This window comes from Hymenobacter humi, assembly GCF_042665855.1.
Classification (GTDB): Bacteria; Bacteroidota; Bacteroidia; order Cytophagales; family Hymenobacteraceae; genus Hymenobacter; species Hymenobacter humi.
In genome coordinates this window covers 52,490-68,253 of sequence record NZ_JBHTEK010000002.1, presented here as the reverse complement: position 1 = coordinate 68,253, position 15,764 = coordinate 52,490, and the positions used below count along the sequence as shown (strand labels likewise).

The following is a 15,764-nucleotide window of genomic DNA, read 5'->3' as shown; positions in this document are numbered from 1 at the left end:
GAACAGTTCTCGAGCCTGAAGAGATTATTAATGATGAATCTTGCTTGATGCGTTCAGATTTGACAGATGAGGGTTTTAAACTTTATCAGAAAGCGGAGCAAAAATGGCTTCGTGGAATCGATCGTGGTAAAGACCCAACCGATATGGGTGTTTTTGAAAAAGAACTGGCAAAACTCAGATTTCTATCATCACACCCTTAAACTAAGTTTGCATGCGCACCCAAGGATTACCTTCGCCTGCTCGCCTTCAACAGCGACTATATCCTAGTTGAACAATATGTTCACTTGCTCGCGGAGGCCACATTAAGGGCATTCCTGTTTGATAATATATATCAAAAGGCCTGTGATATATTAAGCCCCATGCGATCCCAGGAGCCCCGGCCTCGCGGGCCGGGGACTTCTAGGAAGGAGGTGAAGCTGGGCCAGGAGTACGAGTACGACGCCAACGGCAACCTGACTCAGGATAAGAATAATGGGATCACGCGCATTTTGTACAACCACCTGAACCTGCCCCGGCAGGTCAAGTTCGGCAGCGGGGCCGACAGCGTGGTGTTCCGCTACGCCGCCGACGGGCAGAAAGTCGCCAAGCTCGTCTACCAAAGCGGGAAGCCCCGGTGCGCACCGACTACCTCGGCGGCTTCCAGTACGAGGCCGACTCGCTGCGCTTCTTCGCCCACGCCGCCGGCCGCGTGCTGCGCCAGTACGTGCGCGACCCCGCCGGGCAGGTCAGCACCGTCACGACCCGCGAGTACACCGTCAGCGACCACCTCGGGAACCTGCGCTTAGCGTATCGCTCCAGCCAGCGTGTGACGTATAAAAATTCCTTGAACCGTAGAATGTGGCAATACTTCAAAAAGCCGCCGTTTGGGGCCGAGGATTGCCAGCAGTGCACGCGTTATGAGGAGAGCATCAAAAGTTGTGGAGCCGTGGCAGACAGCACGGTGAGGATCAAGAAGCAGAAGCTTACCAATTGCAGCTACAGGTATTAAATATATGAGTAATTGCTAGCCGCATGGAAGCTCCTGAAAAACGCTACAAAACAGCTGACTCATGTAAGCACAAGCCCTAAAATCATATAGTGTACCGCGTACAGAAAACCGTACACGGTACACTAGTAGCATCTTCATAATCGGATAATTAGCAAAATGCGATAACTTCTCCGACAGCTCAATGGCTGAAGTTTGCCATGAATCATGGCATTTTATCTCGCTATCTCAATTTTGATCGACTTGCGTTGTTCACCTGTTTGCAGTACACAGTGGTACAACCCCTGAGGTAATTTGATAGCATCGAATTGTACTTCGTGCACACCTGCTGATTGTGATTGTGTATTGAGAAGTTTTTGAACGCTGCGGCCCATGATGTCCATAAGTTCGATACTCACTGTCGCCTCTTTGTTCAAAGTGTAGGAGATCTTACTTATCCCCGACGCTGGATTGGGCATGCACGTAAGTTGAATGGGGGTACTTGGATTGGTTAATCCCGCAGTTTTACCGGGCCGGGCTAACATCACCGGATTGTACGTATTGGGGTTGGTGCAAAACTGTTGTATCTGCGCTGATGTCTGCACCGCTACTTGGCGTGAGCATCCTGCCGGATAGTTTGGATTAGTTGCGCCCGCAATGCCTGCTTGGGTCACCGGAAAGTACGGCAAGTTAAACCCACCTTTTGCTTGGTAGTAGTAGCGGTCACCATAGCTGTATGAATTATTCGGATCCGGGCAGTCTTGAACATAAAATTGGTCAAACTGAAGGTTACCTGGGTCATTTGGCGAACGCGACACGTCGACCTTGTAAGTAGCCAAATAGATGATTGGTTGGGTATTAGCTGGGGCGTTGACCCGGGTGAAAATTGCTTTTACTTTCAAATAAAGTTTAGGCTCCACATAATCAAAGCCTTGACTGTGGTTTTGCGCTACTGCAATGCTGGTGCTACCTAAGCAACCAAGGGGTAAAAATGGGGTCCGAAAGCGTTTGTCTGTTTCTTTTTCATACCCTATTCTGTTGTAATAGTCCGGCACTGTATTATTTAATAGACTCGGGTCACCAAAGGTGGCAGCAAACGTACCCAACCCAGTGCTTGCATTTTCAACGACTAGTGCTGCCTTTAAGTCAGTCAGTTGTAACCCGCTGCAGGGTTGACGGCATATTTTAAATCGTTAACCAATCGATACTGTTTGACTCGGTCATCGTAAAGTCCTATGCTGCTAGTAACCGTTTCAGGTGCACATAGGGGATACCCATATTCGTCATAGCCGAGGTTACAGTTGGGATCGTACGAGGGATTCGCGGTTTCCACGCTTAAGACGCCATTTGTACGAGCATTTGCATAAACAACATACTCAATTTTAGGCGTTTCCAAAAGCGCAATCAATCCCAATACGTTGTCATAATTGGGTACGGCAGCGGTTCCATCGCTGAGTGAGCCTGGGGTTTTCAAAATCCGGTCACCTCGAGGAATAGACAAGTCTAATTTACCGGAAGCAGAACCTGTTAAGTCGAACTTAAGGTTTGCCTCAAATGCCATTGGGGCAGCTGATTTAGACTCCGACCTTCCCCCTGCAAGTAGAAAGTCAAATATGCCCATCATCCCACCTAAGTATGGGATACTATTTCCCAACCTCATGATGTTTGTAAATGCATTAAGGTCAGCTGCGCTGCTCCAGGATTAAGGGAGTTGTTAAAACCATTAATTGCCGCTGCTCCACTTGCAAAGTTAGCGTAGGTGTTATAGCCTTTTGTTCCCGATGAAATAAGGCCATTCACCCAATTGAAAACGGGGAAGTCTGATCCGTTAACGTTTACACCCGCGTTGCTTTTGATGACCTGTTTTATGTATCCCGTTCCATCTAGTTTAATAGCGAGGTTAGCGTCTGTGCTTTGGATTAATTCAAAAGTGAAGCGCAGGCGGGAGGAAAACATGCACGTGCAGGGGTCGTAAGCAACGGGAAAATCCGCAAACATCCAGAAGTCGGATTCATTCGTGTAGCGGTTAGGAACCCGCATGGAAATGTCCTTTGTAAAGCGGTCCACTGCTGGCATGATGGATTCGGCATGCGCCAGCAAAGCACTTGCTCGCTGTCCCGTTTTTTCAAATTGCAAGGATACGGTGGCGCCATTATTGGTCGCAGTAATAGGGTCGGTCACCAGAAAAAAGACCCTAATGGTTGCCGTATAACGGTTGTAAAGCGCAAAAAATGGATTAGTCACTGCCGTGGCGGGCAAAGCGACTCCACTGCCTAAATCTTTGACTAACAGTTCCCAACCATCTATAGGTTGGCAGTCTTTAACGGCTGCATTTTGAAGAAAAATGATGTTTTGGTTTTGGAGCGTGCTATTTGGCGAATAGAAGGGAGACGCTATGGTAGTGGGTTGAGGCCGGTTTTTAATGTAAGCATCCGTAAAGAACTGGGCGGTCCAATTCCACGTGTTGTTGCTAGCCGGCGAATTCCACTGAGTGGTAACCGTGTTAATGTTGTCTTGGCAAAGCTGAGCCCTTGACATGTGGGATGCCAATAGGCACACCGAGGCAAGAAAAAGCGAGTAGAGCTGTTTCATTTTATTGTGAAAAAAGTAAGAAATAGAAATGGCTATTTTCTGCGCCCGATGAATTTGTCGCGTAGGCGAGTTCCCGGCACTGCCTTTTTGGGGTCGCTGTAACTGTATTCAACGACTATTGCCCGCTTGTCCTTGCGGTCCAGTACTGCCTTACCTTCCAACGAGCCGGCACCGTACGCCGGATCAAAGGTGCCGCTGTAAGCAAACAGGGCAGTTGACCCTATTTTTAATTCATCCCTAAGGTTATAGGTACACCCTTCTGGCAGGTTTAAGAGGCTGTTATTCCGAATTTGTATGGTGTACTTTCGGCTGGGGTCAGATAAGGAATAGCCCTCATAATCCCCAAAAACAGGAGCTTCTTTGGCAGGTAGTACCACTAAGGTCTTTTGACCCATAACCTCTTTGCCGTCAACTGCGGCACAACCCGTGGCAGTGCCCGTGTTAACTTTGAGCCGGACGGTGACAGGCCCCACAGGGTTTTCAAAGAAGAGACGAATTGTGCGGCTTCTATATACTCTCGGGTCGGCCCCGACGGTCCACTCGTAGGTTACATCGACGCTATCCAAGGCCGTGAATAAGATAGGGATTGTGTTGGACGCACCAACTGTATCCACTTCGTACCGCCCAATAAGTTGCATACTCGCAACTCCAATTTCCTCCTGAATGGTAAACGCCGCCGTAGGAGGGGTCACCTTCGTACACGGAGCAGGGTCAGGAGTGCTTTGACAACTGCTTATAGTTAGGCCGAAGCCAGTCATTGCGGAAAGTAACCCCAGCCTTGAACGGATTTTAAGCATTTCTTACTTGGGGTAGACAAGTTAGTATATATACTTATTTATATTGTAAATATACTGTCCATATTTTTAAATTCACAAGAAAATATTGTAGTTTTTAAAATTATATGAAAATTAATATATTGTTTAACCTCTATAGTTTCCTGCACAACACTTTTTGGCCACGAAACCTGGTGAAGCTTGGGCATGTCTTTAAGCACAAGCTAGCGGCGGTGCGTATTGGATAATGGATAAAAAGGTTAGATTTGAGTATTGCCACTTTTCAATTTTCTACCATGCTCAAGTATCTTTTTTGCTTTTCATTGCTAGGGTTAACCGCTGCGCCAACGCTTGCTCAGACTACGTCTGTCGCTCCTTTAGTTTCAGTTTATCGCCATTGCCTTATAACAGGAAGGGATAGTGATTTTGCGGGCGTTCATTTAGAATATGGCCAAGAAGCGTCCCCTCCGGTGAACGACACACAACTTGCGCAGGACGATGCCATTGTTCGCAGAATGAGCTCCATGATGGCTGCATTGAATTATATGAGCAAACGCGGCTGGGAATGCATCGGTGTCAATACGGTTCCATCAGATGTGAGTACCACCACCGGGGTAGTCCATTCGACAACCAGTTATTTGCTGAGGCAACGTGTTCAATAGAGACTCTTTCTGATGATTTAGCGAATTAGGCGAGCACTGGATGTAGCCTTAAAGTCATTTCATCCCCCAATGTCACTAAAAGGCCAAAGTGTAAGGCAGGACAGTGAAAAGGCTTCCCTAGTTTTTGCTAATGACCTGTAGGAGACCCTAAGATTGGTGCCTTATACCTAGTTTTACATGTTGCAAACGAACGTTTACAACATGTAAAAGGCGTAGCTTTGGGGCGTTTTCTTCCCTCTTGTTCTGATTTGATGTCCCCGGCGCGCCGTTACACTCCTTATTATCGCGTCTCCACCCAAAAGCAGGGCAGTTCCGGTTTAGGCCTTGACGCGCAGCGGGCCGCCGTGCGGGCCTTCGTGCCGGACGCGGCCCAACTCGGAATTGAATTCGTGGAAATCGAGAGCGGTAAAAAGAACCAACGGCCGCGCCTGCTGGCCGCCATCGCCGAGGCCCGACGGGTAGGCGCAACGCTGCTCATTGCCAAACTGGACCGGTTGTCGCGGAATGCGGGTTTCATCTTTGCCCTCCGTGATTCGGGCGTAGATTTCGTCTGCTGCGACATGCCCGACGCAAATACCCTCACGGTGGGGTTGTTCGCCGTCATCGCCCAGCACGAGCGCGAAACCATCTCCAAACGCACGAAGGAGGCACTGGCGGCCAAGAAGGCGCGGGGCGTCACATTGGGGAGCCCGGCCAATTTCACGCCGGCGGTCATCGCCCAGGGCCAGGCCGCGATGCAAGCCAATGCCCGCGAACACCAAGCCAACCGGCAGGCTGCCCGGCTCGCGGGGCTGCTGCGCAGCCAGGGGTACACCTTGCAACAGGTCGCCGATGAGCTGAACCAAGCCGGCTACCGCACCCGCCGCGGCCGGACGTTCCATCCCACCACTGTCCAGCGGTTATTGCCGGTCCAACATAAGCTCACTGCGTAGCACACTAAGAAGGTCCGTTAAAGCAGTATTACCGATGTTACTAGTGTTACTCAAATAATCCATAAAGGCCTTTTTATGGCAGCGAGAGGGTAAAAATGCCTTAGGCCCTGAATATTTCCTGTCATCTTCGGGCGGCAACATCCACTCACTTGTTGCCATAACCACCGTTTTTGTATACAGCAACGCCCACCATGGATACACGGCGGGCGTTCTGGTCTTTTACTGGGCAGCCGCATAATCAGGCCCGACTGAGGGTTGTTCCTGACTACCAAACCACCTGTTTCGCCGCTAGGCTGGAAACGCGCTCAGGTACTCAACGCCGACAAGATACAACGATTTAGAAAGTTACTGTTTTTGTGAATGCTTATGCCCGTTAATAAGCCCAGGTCTTTTAAAGGTGCGGTGCTTGGAATCGACTTTGGTAAGCACTGATGCATGCCGAGCAGCTAACTAGGGTGTCGAGGAATTCGGTTTGGCGCTCCCCGCGTAGCGTTTCAGCATCAACGGCGTCATAAAGCCTCGTTAACCCTGTTGAACTTTGCGTAGGGTTACAAAGCGACCTGTCCGGCCCTAGTGCTGGAAAATACGGGTTCTCGTAAAGGTGCGGCTCAGTGGCAGAAATGTGAAAATGCGCTCCTAAACGGATGGGACTCGGCTGCGGCGACGTATTCATAATCTGGAAGTGTTATCGTATGGTAAGCCCTTAAAGCTAACGCACTCGGTTTAAGGATGTGGATTTAACTACACCGCGCCTGTCTCTTTTTGAATCGACAACCACGCATCGGCATCCATTCCGTTCATGTACTCCTTTTACAGATGCTTCAGGAAAGCTTTGCGGGCCTCCTCAGTGCTTAAATCCAGTTTTAGATCACCCGCAGGAGTGGTTACCACGCGCACGCTGTGTTCAACGTTGCGCTTAGGCCTAAAGGTGAAAGGCCCTTCAGTTGTCAGGTTTTCCACTGCTTACTGCAACGCGTAGACCTCAAATCCTTCCAGCCCAACCGATTGAAGCCATATGCGAAAATCGGTAGTTCGTGTCCGGTTGCGTATCATAAACAAAGTGCATTTGGTCTACACTAGGATTGTTGCTTAGGGGCTAGGCAAAGCCTATTATCACTTTATAGAGACCGCTACAGGGGCCTGCTAATAAGCAAAATGTGGAGGTTTATGCTGCTTGCAAAGTGATCTTACTGAGGTCTTGAAGAGCTTTAAGTTTAGCTTGGCCCCTTCGCATCCACTCCACCACGATGGGTTGATATTCTGGAAATTCAAGTTCTCTGAATACTAATTGGTATTCAGCACAGAGGGCAGGTGCCTCCGCTTGGAACAGCAAATAGCGTTCGGCTAATAAAGACGCGCTCGGAATAAGTCGGCCATCCTGCTGCTTTGCATACGGCCGGAGCCAGTCGCGGACGCAGGCGATTATAAGCGCCGGGTTGTTGTTGTGACTCCGGGGTCCTCGCCGCCCAGGTCGGTAATGTGTTGTTTGTACCGGTGAGGGTCGCTGTCAAGAACGAGATATTCTTTTAGCTGGTCATGCGCATGCCCAAACTGGCGGCAGCCCATGAACAGGCCCAATTCCAGGGGCATGTTGTTGCGAGGCATCTTGCCAATGTCGATGCGCGAGAGGTCGTGGATGCCGAAGCGGCATTCGCCGATGAGGTCCATGATGCGTTGTAGGCGATTAGTCTGATTATTGTCCTCTAAAGCGCACTGCGCAGCAAAACCACAGGCGTGGATGGTAAACACCATCGCCCGGAACAGCTCTTTAAAATCCTCATCAAAGGGGCAGTTGATAAAAACGTTATAATCGTAATCCGCGGGTTTTGTGCGGTGAATGGTCTTACGGCGATTCTTCATGTAGCCAACACAGCTATTTCTTGCGGGAAGTAGGTTTGCGGGCTGGAGCGGCCACTTTTTTAGGGGCAGCAACCTTCTTTGGTGTGGCCGCTTTCTTGGGCAAGCCCGTGCTGCCCGCGCGTACGGCCGGACCACCGTACAGGCGTTGGTATTCTGCTCGCAGGGTACCCAGCTTTTTGTCGCTCCGGGCATCTGTCCCGTCCGGATTGCGAATAGCCCCTTTGTCAAGGCCTAGCCTTTTTTCTAAATTACCGATTTTGATGTCGGATCGGACTTTACGGGGCGGCATGGATAATGAGTAGAAAGCACGAAAAACATTAGCGTAATACAGCCATTACGTGGGTGGAAAGATAATCATTTGTATAAAAGGCCATCGGTGCTGAAATGATAAATAGTTGAAAAAGCTTTGAAATCAACTTTTACCTATCTGTACCCTTTCTGAGTTTGTATTAGGTCTAACCCTCATTTCGCTGAGTCAGCCCGGCGAATACCTGCGCGGCATCTAACGAGCTTGGACATATAACGCAAAGGCCGAGTTAGTCGAAGTGCCCTTAAAAATGGTCAAATGCATCAACAACGATTACGAGGGCTGAGTAGCTGGGATGATGGCACGCCTATCGGTGGGTAAATCCCCTGTTTTTCAATCCCAGAATCTGCGTTTATGTAAGGGTAGTTATGGCAGGCAGTGATCTGGTATCACAGCCCGCAAAGACCAAGGAGAAGCCTGGGTAAGGCTTAGGGTAATTCTATTCCCCGCTACTACAAGTAAGGACGCATAGAGCATGGGGTTGCGTTATTGAACGATAAGTTTTAACTTTGCGTAATACAAAGTGTATACACTTTGTATTTGCAGCTAACATGGCGATGAAGTACCTCTCTAACTAGCGCAGCGGCCTGGAATTTGATTTTCTGACTTTTATGTACTATCTTTGCAGGAAGTATATATACTTCCTGCTTTTCGGTATGTTCAACCGCTGCTATGGCCGGTAAATCACGGTTTGTTATCGCAGAAGCCCGAATACGGGCGTTCTTTAAGCAGCATCCTAAGAAGGCCTTTACCAAGCTGCAACTGATTGCCGTGCTGGAGGAACAACGGGCGACCTGGAACATTGCGCCGACCACTACGGAGGAAAAGCTGATTGACCAGCTGCTGGCCAAGGAGATGTTGCAGAAGATAAAGCTTCAGTCCGACGGGTACTTGCCCTCGAAAGAGCTCTATGTGCAGGATGAGTTTTCGGTGTTGCACATCGCCACGGCGTTGGCTCCCAGAGCTTACCTGTCGCATTACTCGGCCGTGTGGGCGAACGGCTTAACCACGCAGATACCGAAAATTATCTACGTGACGTTTGAGCAGACCAAGAAGCCCCAGCGGGAGTCGTCCTTGACGCAGGCTGGCATTGACGCGGCTTTTGCCAAGCCTCAGCGCCGCACCACGGCCAGCGTCCGCTACGGTGACTTTACGTTTATGGTGCTCAACGGCGGTTTTACGAACCGCCTGGGCGTACATCAGCTGGACGGCATTCCCACCACCAACGTGGAGCGCACCCTGCTCGACAGCACCGTGCGGCCCGGCTACGCGGGGGCGTTTCAGCCGTCTTGGAGGCCTACCGCAATGCCCTGGGCAAGCTCTCGTTAAATAAGTTGGTGGCTACGCTGGACGCGTTGGATTTCATCTACCCCTACTTCCAAGCGGTGGGGTTCTATCTGGAGCGCGCCGGCTACCAGGGCAAGAAGTTAGATGAGTTGCGGGAGCGTCCGAAGGCGTTCGATTTCTACCTAACGTACGACATGGAGGAGAAGGATTATTCCACTGACTGGCGGCTTTACTTTCCTAAAGGGCTATAATTCCGCCAAAGGCGTTCATCACGTAGTTGAAATAGAAGTCAAAATCCTGCACTTCTTCCGTTTGGGAAACCGTCGCCCGGACGTTCTCCCAGTCGTCGCGGTGGATGGCCTTGTGGTGGCGCATCTGCTGTAGAAACGCCAGCGGCACGCGCTTGGCGTCGAAGACGTGTTGCAATAGCGCCCGGCTCTCGGCGGAGCGGCAGGTGACCCCTTGGGATTCCATGATTAAGTGAATGTCGTAGAAGTCCCGTGCCCGTGCCCTTGGGGTATGAGAAGGAATTATCTCGGCGTACTGCGGCAGTTGCTGGCAAATGGCCCGCACTTTCTCGAATACAATCATTTCCGCCGTGTATACATACACGGTGTAGCCATCCACTTTAATGAGACGCTTGCTGCCTTCGCCCGTGTACTCGAACTTGCTGAACTCGATTTGAAACTTCGAGGAATTGTTGGGGCGCAGGGGGATAAAATTCCGTCGCTGCGCTTTGGGATTCGCAGTCGACCGGTCGAACACGTGCTGCTCAACCACTTTGAACTCAACCAGGTAACCACCCCAAAAATCAGCCACATGGGGCTTGACTTTGGGCTTGATGACAAAGTTGTATTCCAGCACCACGTAGCCGTTTTCGGCGTAGGTCTGCACCAGCGTTTTTTCAATTCTGTCCCTAATGGCTTGGAGATCTTCCAAAAAGTCGCCGTCGGCCAGGGAAAAGTCCAAGTCAAAGGAAGTGCGCGAAACCGCGCCCTGCTGGTCACTGTAGGCCAGGTCGATGGCATTGCCCCCTTTAGCACAATGGCTTCACTCAGCTCGTCATCGGAAGCGAGGGCAATAAGGGCGAGGTGCTTGATTTTGTTGACGACATCGATATCCATAGGGAGAGCTTAGAAGCGCGGTAGCTTGACTACTGCACCGGCAAAATTAGCCGAATTTCGGAGGCCCTACTGACAGAAGTGGTAACACGGATAACAATAGTAACATTGGTAATACTGGTAATACTGGTAACACCGGTAATAGTGGTAACACTGGTAACACCGTTAATAGTGGCCTCGAAAGCCAAGCCGGTAGAATTATACTGCTTGAGCCAATCTATCTGTTGAAAAAAGCGCCTCCACATTGCTCATTCAACGAATTACAGTTGGGTGTCGGCTCGTGGTGAGCCAATCATGAGCCAATCAACTGGTGCTCCGTTCCGGCCCCGCGGGTCCCGGTTTCCTGCAGGTAGCCGCCCTTCTCCAACTCGCCCAGGTAGCGCGTAGCCGTGGGCTTGTTCACGCCCAGCTGCTGCTGCACCACGGTGTTGGTGATGCTGCCGTGCTGCCCGGCGTGTAGCAGCACCGGAACCTGTCCCGCGCACACGCCCTGCCGCTAGCATTGCGTTGGTCGGCTGGTTGCCGCTTGCAACTCGGCCACGCTGAGGGAGGCCAACGGGAGGGCAATAGCCAAGCCGGACCCGTGCACCACGTCATTGGCCCATGCGGCCAAGTCCGCCGCGTACACCATCCGTTGCCCGGCGCTGTTCTGATACTCCGTCTTGCCCTCCATGAACACGGCCAGGTTGGGGCGTAATGCCGCAGGTATGTCGGAAAAGGCTTGGTCAGTGGAGGCCGCTAGCAGGGACTCTAAATAGGTGCGCAGGGCTAGATAAGCCGCGTGGTGTTCAAATGGCATGAGGCAAAATCAGAAATCTACTAGAAAGTCCTTCACCTAAATTTAGGCGTTATAAGCCTTTTTAATGGTTTAGAAGGTTTTCAAGTAGAGTAACACTGGTAACATAGGTAATACGAGTAACATTAGTAACACCAGTAACATTCGGTTGCGTATGTTTGCGGCATGAGCAAGATTCTGGCGTTTACAAATCAAAAGGGAGGAGTTGGCAAAACCACGTCCACAGCCAACGTGGGGCCGGGCTGGCCCGCGCCGGCCAGCGGGTGCTGCTGGTGGATTTAGACCCTCAGGCTAACCTGACCAAAGGCTTGGGTCTGATCGACGCCGAGCAGAACGTGTACGGTGCCCTGCTGGGTGAGTACCGTCTGAAAGCGTACTCGCTGCACGAGAACCTGGCCCTGGTGGCCGGTTCCCCGGCCCTTTCCGGCTTCGAGAAAGTGAAAGGCGACGAGCTGGACCGCGAGTTTTTGCTCAAGGAGCTGCTTGAACCCGTGCGCGAGCGCTGCGACTACATTCTGCTGGACTGCCCCCCGCCTTGGGCCTGGTTACCCTCAACGCCTATGCCTGTGCCCAGGCGCTTTATGTTCCGCTGGAAGCCCAGATGTACGCGGCCGACGGCTTGGAAAAGGTGTTGGAGCTGGTGGGCCGGGTCCGGCGGCGGCTAAACCCGGAGCTGTCGGTGGGCGGCATCTTCTTTACCCGGCACGACGGCCGCAAAATACTGCGCCGGGAAACCGCCGAGGAACTGCGAGCCTCTACCCGGGCCTGGTGCTGACCAGCTTCATCCGCGAGAGCATTGCCTTGGGCGAGGCACCGCACCTGGGCCAGGACATTTTCACTTACGCCCCGCAGAGCGCCGGGGCTACCGACTACCAGGCGCTGGTCGCCGAAATCCTCACGCGTTAATCCGATCCCTTCCATGGCCAAAACGTTCAAGAACCTGCCCCGCCCCGGCGACCCCAAGGCCGCCAAGCCCACGTCGGAACGCGACTTTTTCGACCTTAGCGACGAGCATGAGCCGGTGGAAAAGCCAGCAGATAAGCCAGAAAGGGCAAGTAACATTGGTAATACCAGTAACACACGTAACACCAGTAACACCCCAACGGTAACGATTGAGGCTGCTGGGTTGGAGCCTGGGCCTGCCAGCCCGGCTGCTCCGGCGGATGGGGTGCGCCAAACGTTCGTGGTAAGCCGGGGGCACTTGGAGCAACTGCGCGACTACGTTCACGCCCGCCGCACTCAGGGCGAGTACACCTACTCGCAGAAGCAGGCGCTGCAGGAGGCGTTAGATTTGCTCTTCGCTGGCGCCGCGCCGGCCCCACCGCGGCCGGCGCAGGCCCGCGCGCAGGAGCAGCAGCGTCGGCAGCGCATTCAGCAGGGCCGACGACCGGAGGTTGGAAATAGCTAGGTATGGCTAGTTCGATTGGTCAGGCTCCAACTGGCTGCTGGCAACGATGAGGCCCAGTTAGCCACCATATGAGTTAGCACAGACGACATTACGGGACGCTCCGACACTATGCAGGCAGCCGGCGCAGGCTGCTCAGTGGAGCCTTCTTAAAGCAGGGGGCTAAGAGCCTATTTACTTCGCAGTGGAATAAACCCTTAAATACTCCTATTCGAATCTTGGCAATCGTTGATTTTGCGGACTTAGCCCATACTGGTGCCACAAAAAACGCCTCTCTTAGCAATCCAAGAGAGGCGTTTTTGTGTGATAACGAAGCTGACTACTACTCGGCTACGACAATTCGTTCAACTTTGTGTTGAGTAGCCGTATGTAGTGTGCAGTAGTAGATGCCGGCCCGAAGCCCGGTGAGACCTGCAGTGACTTCAAAAGTACCCGCAGGGGATTGTGACTGGTCAACTACAGTTCGGACTTCTCGGCCTAGTGCATCGCTCAAAATCAGGCGTACCCGACCAGGCTGAGCCACCTGGTAGCTTAAGCGAACTGAACCCGTCGCGGGGTTGGGGAAGGCTTGCAGAACAGTGCCTTGACTAGGGACACTGCCAGCAACCGCCGCTTTGCCCTTCCCTGCGGGACGAGTCAGTACTATAGCCTGCTTATACTTGGTGCCTTGGCACACTGCGTCAATAGCAGCGGGAGTTGCTTGAGACAACACGCCGCAGGAAGCTACGGGCAGAGATGCGTAACTGGCCACCGCGCTCGTCGTGACCGGGTAACGGGCTACAAACAGCACGTTTTGTTGTGTGGCCGTCGCGGCGACCGGCCGCAGGTTAAGCATCACCTTTAAATACGCAGTTTTATAAACAAATTCCTGGCTCAAGTCGCCTGTTCCACCCAACGCTTCAGTAGTGAAGATAGTATTTTTGATGCAGGCCGCATCCTGGTATTCGGTTCGATACAGGTAATTGAAGCTCCCATCGGGTTGCACTACAGAGCCTTCCAAGGTGTATTCGCCTCCGAAAGGCTCCACTTCGTTACCTTCCACGATCAATGCAACTTTAAAATCTTGCACCGTAAGCCCAGCGGCGGGGTTAATGACGTACTGCAGGTCCTCGGCCAGACGGAAGGAACGCACGATGTTGCGAGAGCGGTCGGGGTTAGTGGTCGTGGCGGCCTTAGTTTGAATAACTGGTTTTTTAACAAACTGAAGACACCCATGGCCTCGTTATAGTACGGGACATTTTCCGGAATGCTAACGGATATGCGATTGCCGGGATTGTGAAAAGGGGTGGTGTTGTATAAACTAGGCGCAGAAATGGTTCCGGTGGTAGTAGTGGCCATCTCAATGGCCATGGGTTGCATGCTTACTGGTTGTGGTCCTGCATCCTGGCCACCGCCCATAAAGTAGTCGAGCATGCTGACCGCAGCTCCAATATAAGGCAGCGCCGCCAAGCCACTCTTCAAGAACCCTCCCGATTTAAGGTCGGAATTAAGGGTAGACAGTTGGCTTGCCTTAGCTGGATTTTGGGCAGAAAGTTTGTTAGTAAATTTGTCGATGTTGTCGTAAGACTTGCCACCCGCTGCTAATACCCCGTTCACTTTTCGTATGAATGGGATGCCTTTGTCAAAATCTGAGCCTGTTGTGCTCGTGCCGCTCCCCGCCGTCACCAAGGACCCGGTCGTGTTCCCAATAAGGTTGACATTTGCTTGGGAGATCAAACTCACGTTGAGGTGGTCTAGCTAAGCCGGACACAATTGGGACGTTGTTTGAAGATGGGTTTCGAAGTGGTTGGGTGAGCAGTAGCCAAGGGCAGAATGACGCCGTTCGGCATTGTAATAGGCGATGTGGTGGCTGATTTCGAGCTTCGCTTCCGCCAAGCCGGGGAAACTGCCGCCGTCGAGTAATTCGGCCTTGAAACGGCTCCAAAAGGATTCGGCGTGGGCGTTGTCGTAGCAGTTGCCGCGCCGGCTCATGCTTTGCTGCGCGCCGTGGCGTGCCACCAGGTCCTTAAAACGGGTGGCCGTGTACTGGCTGCCCTGGTCGGAGTGCACGACCAGCCCGGCCGCGGGCCGGCGCACGACCAGGGCCCGGCGCAGGGCCTCGCTGACCAAGTCTTCGGGCATGGTGTCGCGCACGTCCCAGCCGACGATTTTACGCGAGCAACGGTCCAGCCACACGGCCAGGTAGAGCCAGCCGCCGCCCTGGCGGGGCAGGTAGGTAGGTGATGTCGCCGACCCAGACCCGGTTCGGGGCGGTGGGGGCCGGCTGGCCGAGCAAGCGGTTCGGGGCGGCGCGCACGGCCGGGTCCGAGTCCGTGGTGCGGGGCACAAACGAGCGGGGCTGCTGGGCCCGCAAGCCGTGCGCGTGGAGCACGCGGCGGATGCGCCAGCGGCCCACCGCGTGGCCCTGGGCCTGCACCTCGGCCCGCAGCCGGCGCGTGCCGTAGCGCTGCGCATGATAGGCAAAGGCCTCGCGCACGGCCACTTGCCACGCCGGTTCGGGCACGGGCTGGCCCTGCTGCCGGTGCCAGGCATAGTACGCGCTGGGCGTAACCTGCAAGGCCTGGCAGAGCTGGCGCACGGGCACTTGCTGCTGGCGCTGGGCGATGTGCTGGTAGGTGCTCACCGGGTCGGCTGGCCGAAGATGACCAAGGCTTTTTTAAAATATCGAGTTCCTGCTCGGCCCGTTTCAGTCGGGCCCGCAGGGCGCGCACTTCCGGGTCACGCGCCACTTCTTCGCTGCCCACTTCGGCCACGAGCCTGGGCCTGCTGCCAGCGGTAAAGCAGCTTGGGGCTGATGCCCAGCTGCCGGGCCGCGGCCTGCGTGCTGCGGCTCTCGCCGGCCAGACGAAGGGCTTCCGTCTTAAACGCCTCGTCGTACTTGCGTCGTTTGTCGGGCGACGACCCGCTCTTTTTGGCTGTCATCACAGAAGAAATATACGTCCTTCTTCTGTCCGCTTTGCCTAGACCACCTCACGTCAACTACTAGCCGCGAATCAAACTGGCAAATGCAAGGGTCGTAATCCATGGGAAAATCTGCCACGAACCACTTGCTGCGCCCGTTTAAG

At 53.1% G+C, this 15,764-nt stretch carries 20 protein-coding genes and 2 pseudogenes; 10 read left to right on the top strand and 12 right to left on the bottom strand.

Annotation, left to right across the window (positions count from 1 at the left end):
* Both ACFQT0_RS26490 and ACFQT0_RS26485 read left to right on the top strand, forming a co-directional pair.
* On the top strand, positions 1-200 hold a 200-nt coding region (locus tag ACFQT0_RS26490), incomplete at its 5' end, for a hypothetical protein (RefSeq protein WP_380206241.1).
* A gap of 413 nt (positions 201-613) precedes the next feature.
* The gene (locus ACFQT0_RS26485) at positions 614-988 is read left to right on the top strand and encodes a hypothetical protein (protein ID WP_380206223.1); all 375 of its coding nucleotides are present in this window, start codon (positions 614-616) and stop codon (positions 986-988) included.
* A 212-nt stretch (positions 989-1,200) separates the two neighbouring features.
* On the opposite strand, the gene ACFQT0_RS26480 is transcribed toward ACFQT0_RS26485, so the two are convergent.
* The 4 genes from ACFQT0_RS26480 to ACFQT0_RS26465 all read right to left on the bottom strand — a co-directional run bounded on the left by ACFQT0_RS26480 (position 1,201) and on the right by ACFQT0_RS26465 (position 4,122).
* Positions 1,201-2,019, bottom strand: a complete 819-nt coding sequence (locus ACFQT0_RS26480; protein WP_380206240.1) for a T9SS type A sorting domain-containing protein — start codon at positions 2,017-2,019, stop codon at positions 1,201-1,203.
* Between the two features lie 95 nt (positions 2,020-2,114).
* A complete protein-coding gene (locus ACFQT0_RS26475; protein ID WP_380206239.1) occupies positions 2,115-2,588 on the bottom strand; it encodes a hypothetical protein in 474 nt (157 codons plus the stop codon).
* Positions 2,589-2,620: 32 nt separating this feature from the next.
* Positions 2,621-3,556 (bottom strand): hypothetical protein, encoded by a 936-nt coding sequence (locus ACFQT0_RS26470; RefSeq protein ID WP_380206238.1) that lies wholly within the window; start codon positions 3,554-3,556, stop codon positions 2,621-2,623.
* 32 nt (positions 3,557-3,588) lie between these two features.
* Positions 3,589-4,122 (bottom strand): hypothetical protein, encoded by a 534-nt coding sequence (locus ACFQT0_RS26465; RefSeq protein WP_380206219.1) that lies wholly within the window; start codon positions 4,120-4,122, stop codon positions 3,589-3,591.
* 503 nt (positions 4,123-4,625) lie between these two features.
* Between ACFQT0_RS26465 and ACFQT0_RS26460 the strand changes: the two genes are divergently transcribed.
* The gene (locus ACFQT0_RS26460; RefSeq protein ID WP_380206218.1) at positions 4,626-4,991 is read left to right on the top strand and encodes a hypothetical protein; all 366 of its coding nucleotides are present in this window, start codon (positions 4,626-4,628) and stop codon (positions 4,989-4,991) included.
* A 251-nt stretch (positions 4,992-5,242) separates the two neighbouring features.
* Positions 5,243-5,923 carry a recombinase family protein gene (locus ACFQT0_RS26455; RefSeq protein ID WP_380206237.1) on the top strand — a complete coding sequence of 227 codons (681 nt, stop codon included), beginning with the start codon at positions 5,243-5,245 and terminating at the stop codon, positions 5,921-5,923.
* Positions 5,924-7,345: 1,422 nt separating this feature from the next.
* On the opposite strand, the gene ACFQT0_RS26450 is transcribed toward ACFQT0_RS26455, so the two are convergent.
* A complete protein-coding gene (locus tag ACFQT0_RS26450; RefSeq protein WP_380206216.1) occupies positions 7,346-7,783 on the bottom strand; it encodes a hypothetical protein in 438 nt (145 codons plus the stop codon).
* Between the two features lie 1,078 nt (positions 7,784-8,861).
* Here ACFQT0_RS26450 and ACFQT0_RS26445 point away from each other — a divergent pair.
* Positions 8,862-9,419 (top strand): hypothetical protein, encoded by a 558-nt coding sequence (locus ACFQT0_RS26445; protein ID WP_380206215.1) that lies wholly within the window; start codon positions 8,862-8,864, stop codon positions 9,417-9,419.
* Positions 9,380-9,628, top strand: coding sequence for a hypothetical protein (locus ACFQT0_RS26440; RefSeq protein ID WP_380206214.1), 249 nt, complete (start codon positions 9,380-9,382; stop codon positions 9,626-9,628). The genes ACFQT0_RS26445 and ACFQT0_RS26440 overlap by 40 nt, the downstream gene beginning before the upstream one ends.
* Here the strand turns inward: ACFQT0_RS26440 and ACFQT0_RS26435 are convergent.
* The 3 genes and pseudogenes from ACFQT0_RS26435 to ACFQT0_RS26425 all read right to left on the bottom strand — a co-directional run.
* Positions 9,615-10,403, bottom strand: a pseudogene (locus ACFQT0_RS26435) (nucleotidyl transferase AbiEii/AbiGii toxin family protein); the annotation flags it as partial. The gene ACFQT0_RS26440 and the pseudogene ACFQT0_RS26435 sit on opposite strands and share 14 nt — an antisense overlap.
* Before the next feature lie 387 nt (positions 10,404-10,790).
* Positions 10,791-10,985, bottom strand: coding sequence for a helix-turn-helix domain-containing protein (locus ACFQT0_RS26430; RefSeq protein ID WP_380206213.1), 195 nt, complete (start codon positions 10,983-10,985; stop codon positions 10,791-10,793).
* A 9-nt stretch (positions 10,986-10,994) separates the two neighbouring features.
* Entirely contained in the window at positions 10,995-11,297 is a 303-nt protein-coding gene (locus tag ACFQT0_RS26425; protein ID WP_380206212.1) for a hypothetical protein, read from the bottom strand.
* A 162-nt stretch (positions 11,298-11,459) separates the two neighbouring features.
* Between ACFQT0_RS26425 and ACFQT0_RS26420 the strand changes: the two genes are divergently transcribed.
* The 4 genes and pseudogenes from ACFQT0_RS26420 to ACFQT0_RS26405 all read left to right on the top strand — a co-directional run bounded on the left by ACFQT0_RS26420 (position 11,460) and on the right by ACFQT0_RS26405 (position 12,702).
* A complete protein-coding gene (locus ACFQT0_RS26420) occupies positions 11,460-11,576 on the top strand; it encodes a ParA family protein (protein ID WP_380206243.1) in 117 nt (38 codons plus the stop codon).
* Positions 11,558-11,916: pseudogene (locus ACFQT0_RS26415) on the top strand (ParA family protein); the annotation flags it as partial. The gene ACFQT0_RS26420 and the pseudogene ACFQT0_RS26415, both read left to right, overlap by 19 nt.
* A 146-nt stretch (positions 11,917-12,062) precedes the next feature.
* Positions 12,063-12,200, top strand: a complete 138-nt coding sequence (locus ACFQT0_RS26410) for a ParA family protein (RefSeq protein ID WP_380206236.1) — start codon at positions 12,063-12,065, stop codon at positions 12,198-12,200.
* Between the two features lie 13 nt (positions 12,201-12,213).
* The gene (locus ACFQT0_RS26405; protein ID WP_380206211.1) at positions 12,214-12,702 is read left to right on the top strand and encodes a hypothetical protein; all 489 of its coding nucleotides are present in this window, start codon (positions 12,214-12,216) and stop codon (positions 12,700-12,702) included.
* Positions 12,703-13,021: 319 nt separating this feature from the next.
* On the opposite strand, the gene ACFQT0_RS26400 is transcribed toward ACFQT0_RS26405, so the two are convergent.
* The 4 genes from ACFQT0_RS26400 to ACFQT0_RS26385 form a co-directional block, all read right to left on the bottom strand.
* Complete coding sequence (locus tag ACFQT0_RS26400) at positions 13,022-13,831, bottom strand: T9SS type A sorting domain-containing protein (RefSeq protein WP_380206210.1); 810 nt, start codon at positions 13,829-13,831, stop codon at positions 13,022-13,024.
* 605 nt (positions 13,832-14,436) lie between these two features.
* Entirely contained in the window at positions 14,437-14,874 is a 438-nt protein-coding gene (locus tag ACFQT0_RS26395) for an IS3 family transposase (RefSeq protein WP_380206235.1), read from the bottom strand.
* The gene (locus ACFQT0_RS26390) at positions 14,849-15,322 is read right to left on the bottom strand and encodes an IS3 family transposase (RefSeq protein ID WP_380206234.1); all 474 of its coding nucleotides are present in this window, start codon (positions 15,320-15,322) and stop codon (positions 14,849-14,851) included. Before ACFQT0_RS26390 ends, ACFQT0_RS26395 begins: the two co-directional genes overlap by 26 nt.
* A gap of 95 nt (positions 15,323-15,417) precedes the next feature.
* Complete coding sequence (locus ACFQT0_RS26385) at positions 15,418-15,621, bottom strand: transposase (protein WP_380206209.1); 204 nt, start codon at positions 15,619-15,621, stop codon at positions 15,418-15,420.
* Positions 15,622-15,764: the final 143 nt, after the last annotated feature.

Bases quoted from the DNA above. Each gene is read 5' to 3' on its own strand.
- ACFQT0_RS26475 (WP_380206239.1), bottom strand. From the start codon at position 2,588: ATGATGGGCATATTTGACTTTCTACTTGCAGGGGGAAGGTCGGAGTCT.
- ACFQT0_RS26470 (WP_380206238.1), bottom strand. From the start codon at position 3,556: ATGAAACAGCTCTACTCGCTTTTTCTTGCCTCGGTGTGCCTATTGGCA.
- ACFQT0_RS26460 (WP_380206218.1), top strand. From the start codon at position 4,626: ATGCTCAAGTATCTTTTTTGCTTTTCATTGCTAGGGTTAACCGCTGCG.
- ACFQT0_RS26455 (WP_380206237.1), top strand. From the start codon at position 5,243: ATGTCCCCGGCGCGCCGTTACACTCCTTATTATCGCGTCTCCACCCAA.
- ACFQT0_RS26450 (WP_380206216.1), bottom strand. From the start codon at position 7,783: ATGAAGAATCGCCGTAAGACCATTCACCGCACAAAACCCGCGGATTAC.
- ACFQT0_RS26425 (WP_380206212.1), bottom strand. From the start codon at position 11,297: ATGCCATTTGAACACCACGCGGCTTATCTAGCCCTGCGCACCTATTTA.
- ACFQT0_RS26420 (WP_380206243.1), top strand. From the start codon at position 11,460: ATGAGCAAGATTCTGGCGTTTACAAATCAAAAGGGAGGAGTTGGCAAA.
- ACFQT0_RS26405 (WP_380206211.1), top strand. From the start codon at position 12,214: ATGGCCAAAACGTTCAAGAACCTGCCCCGCCCCGGCGACCCCAAGGCC.
- ACFQT0_RS26385 (WP_380206209.1), bottom strand. From the start codon at position 15,621: ATGACAGCCAAAAAGAGCGGGTCGTCGCCCGACAAACGACGCAAGTAC.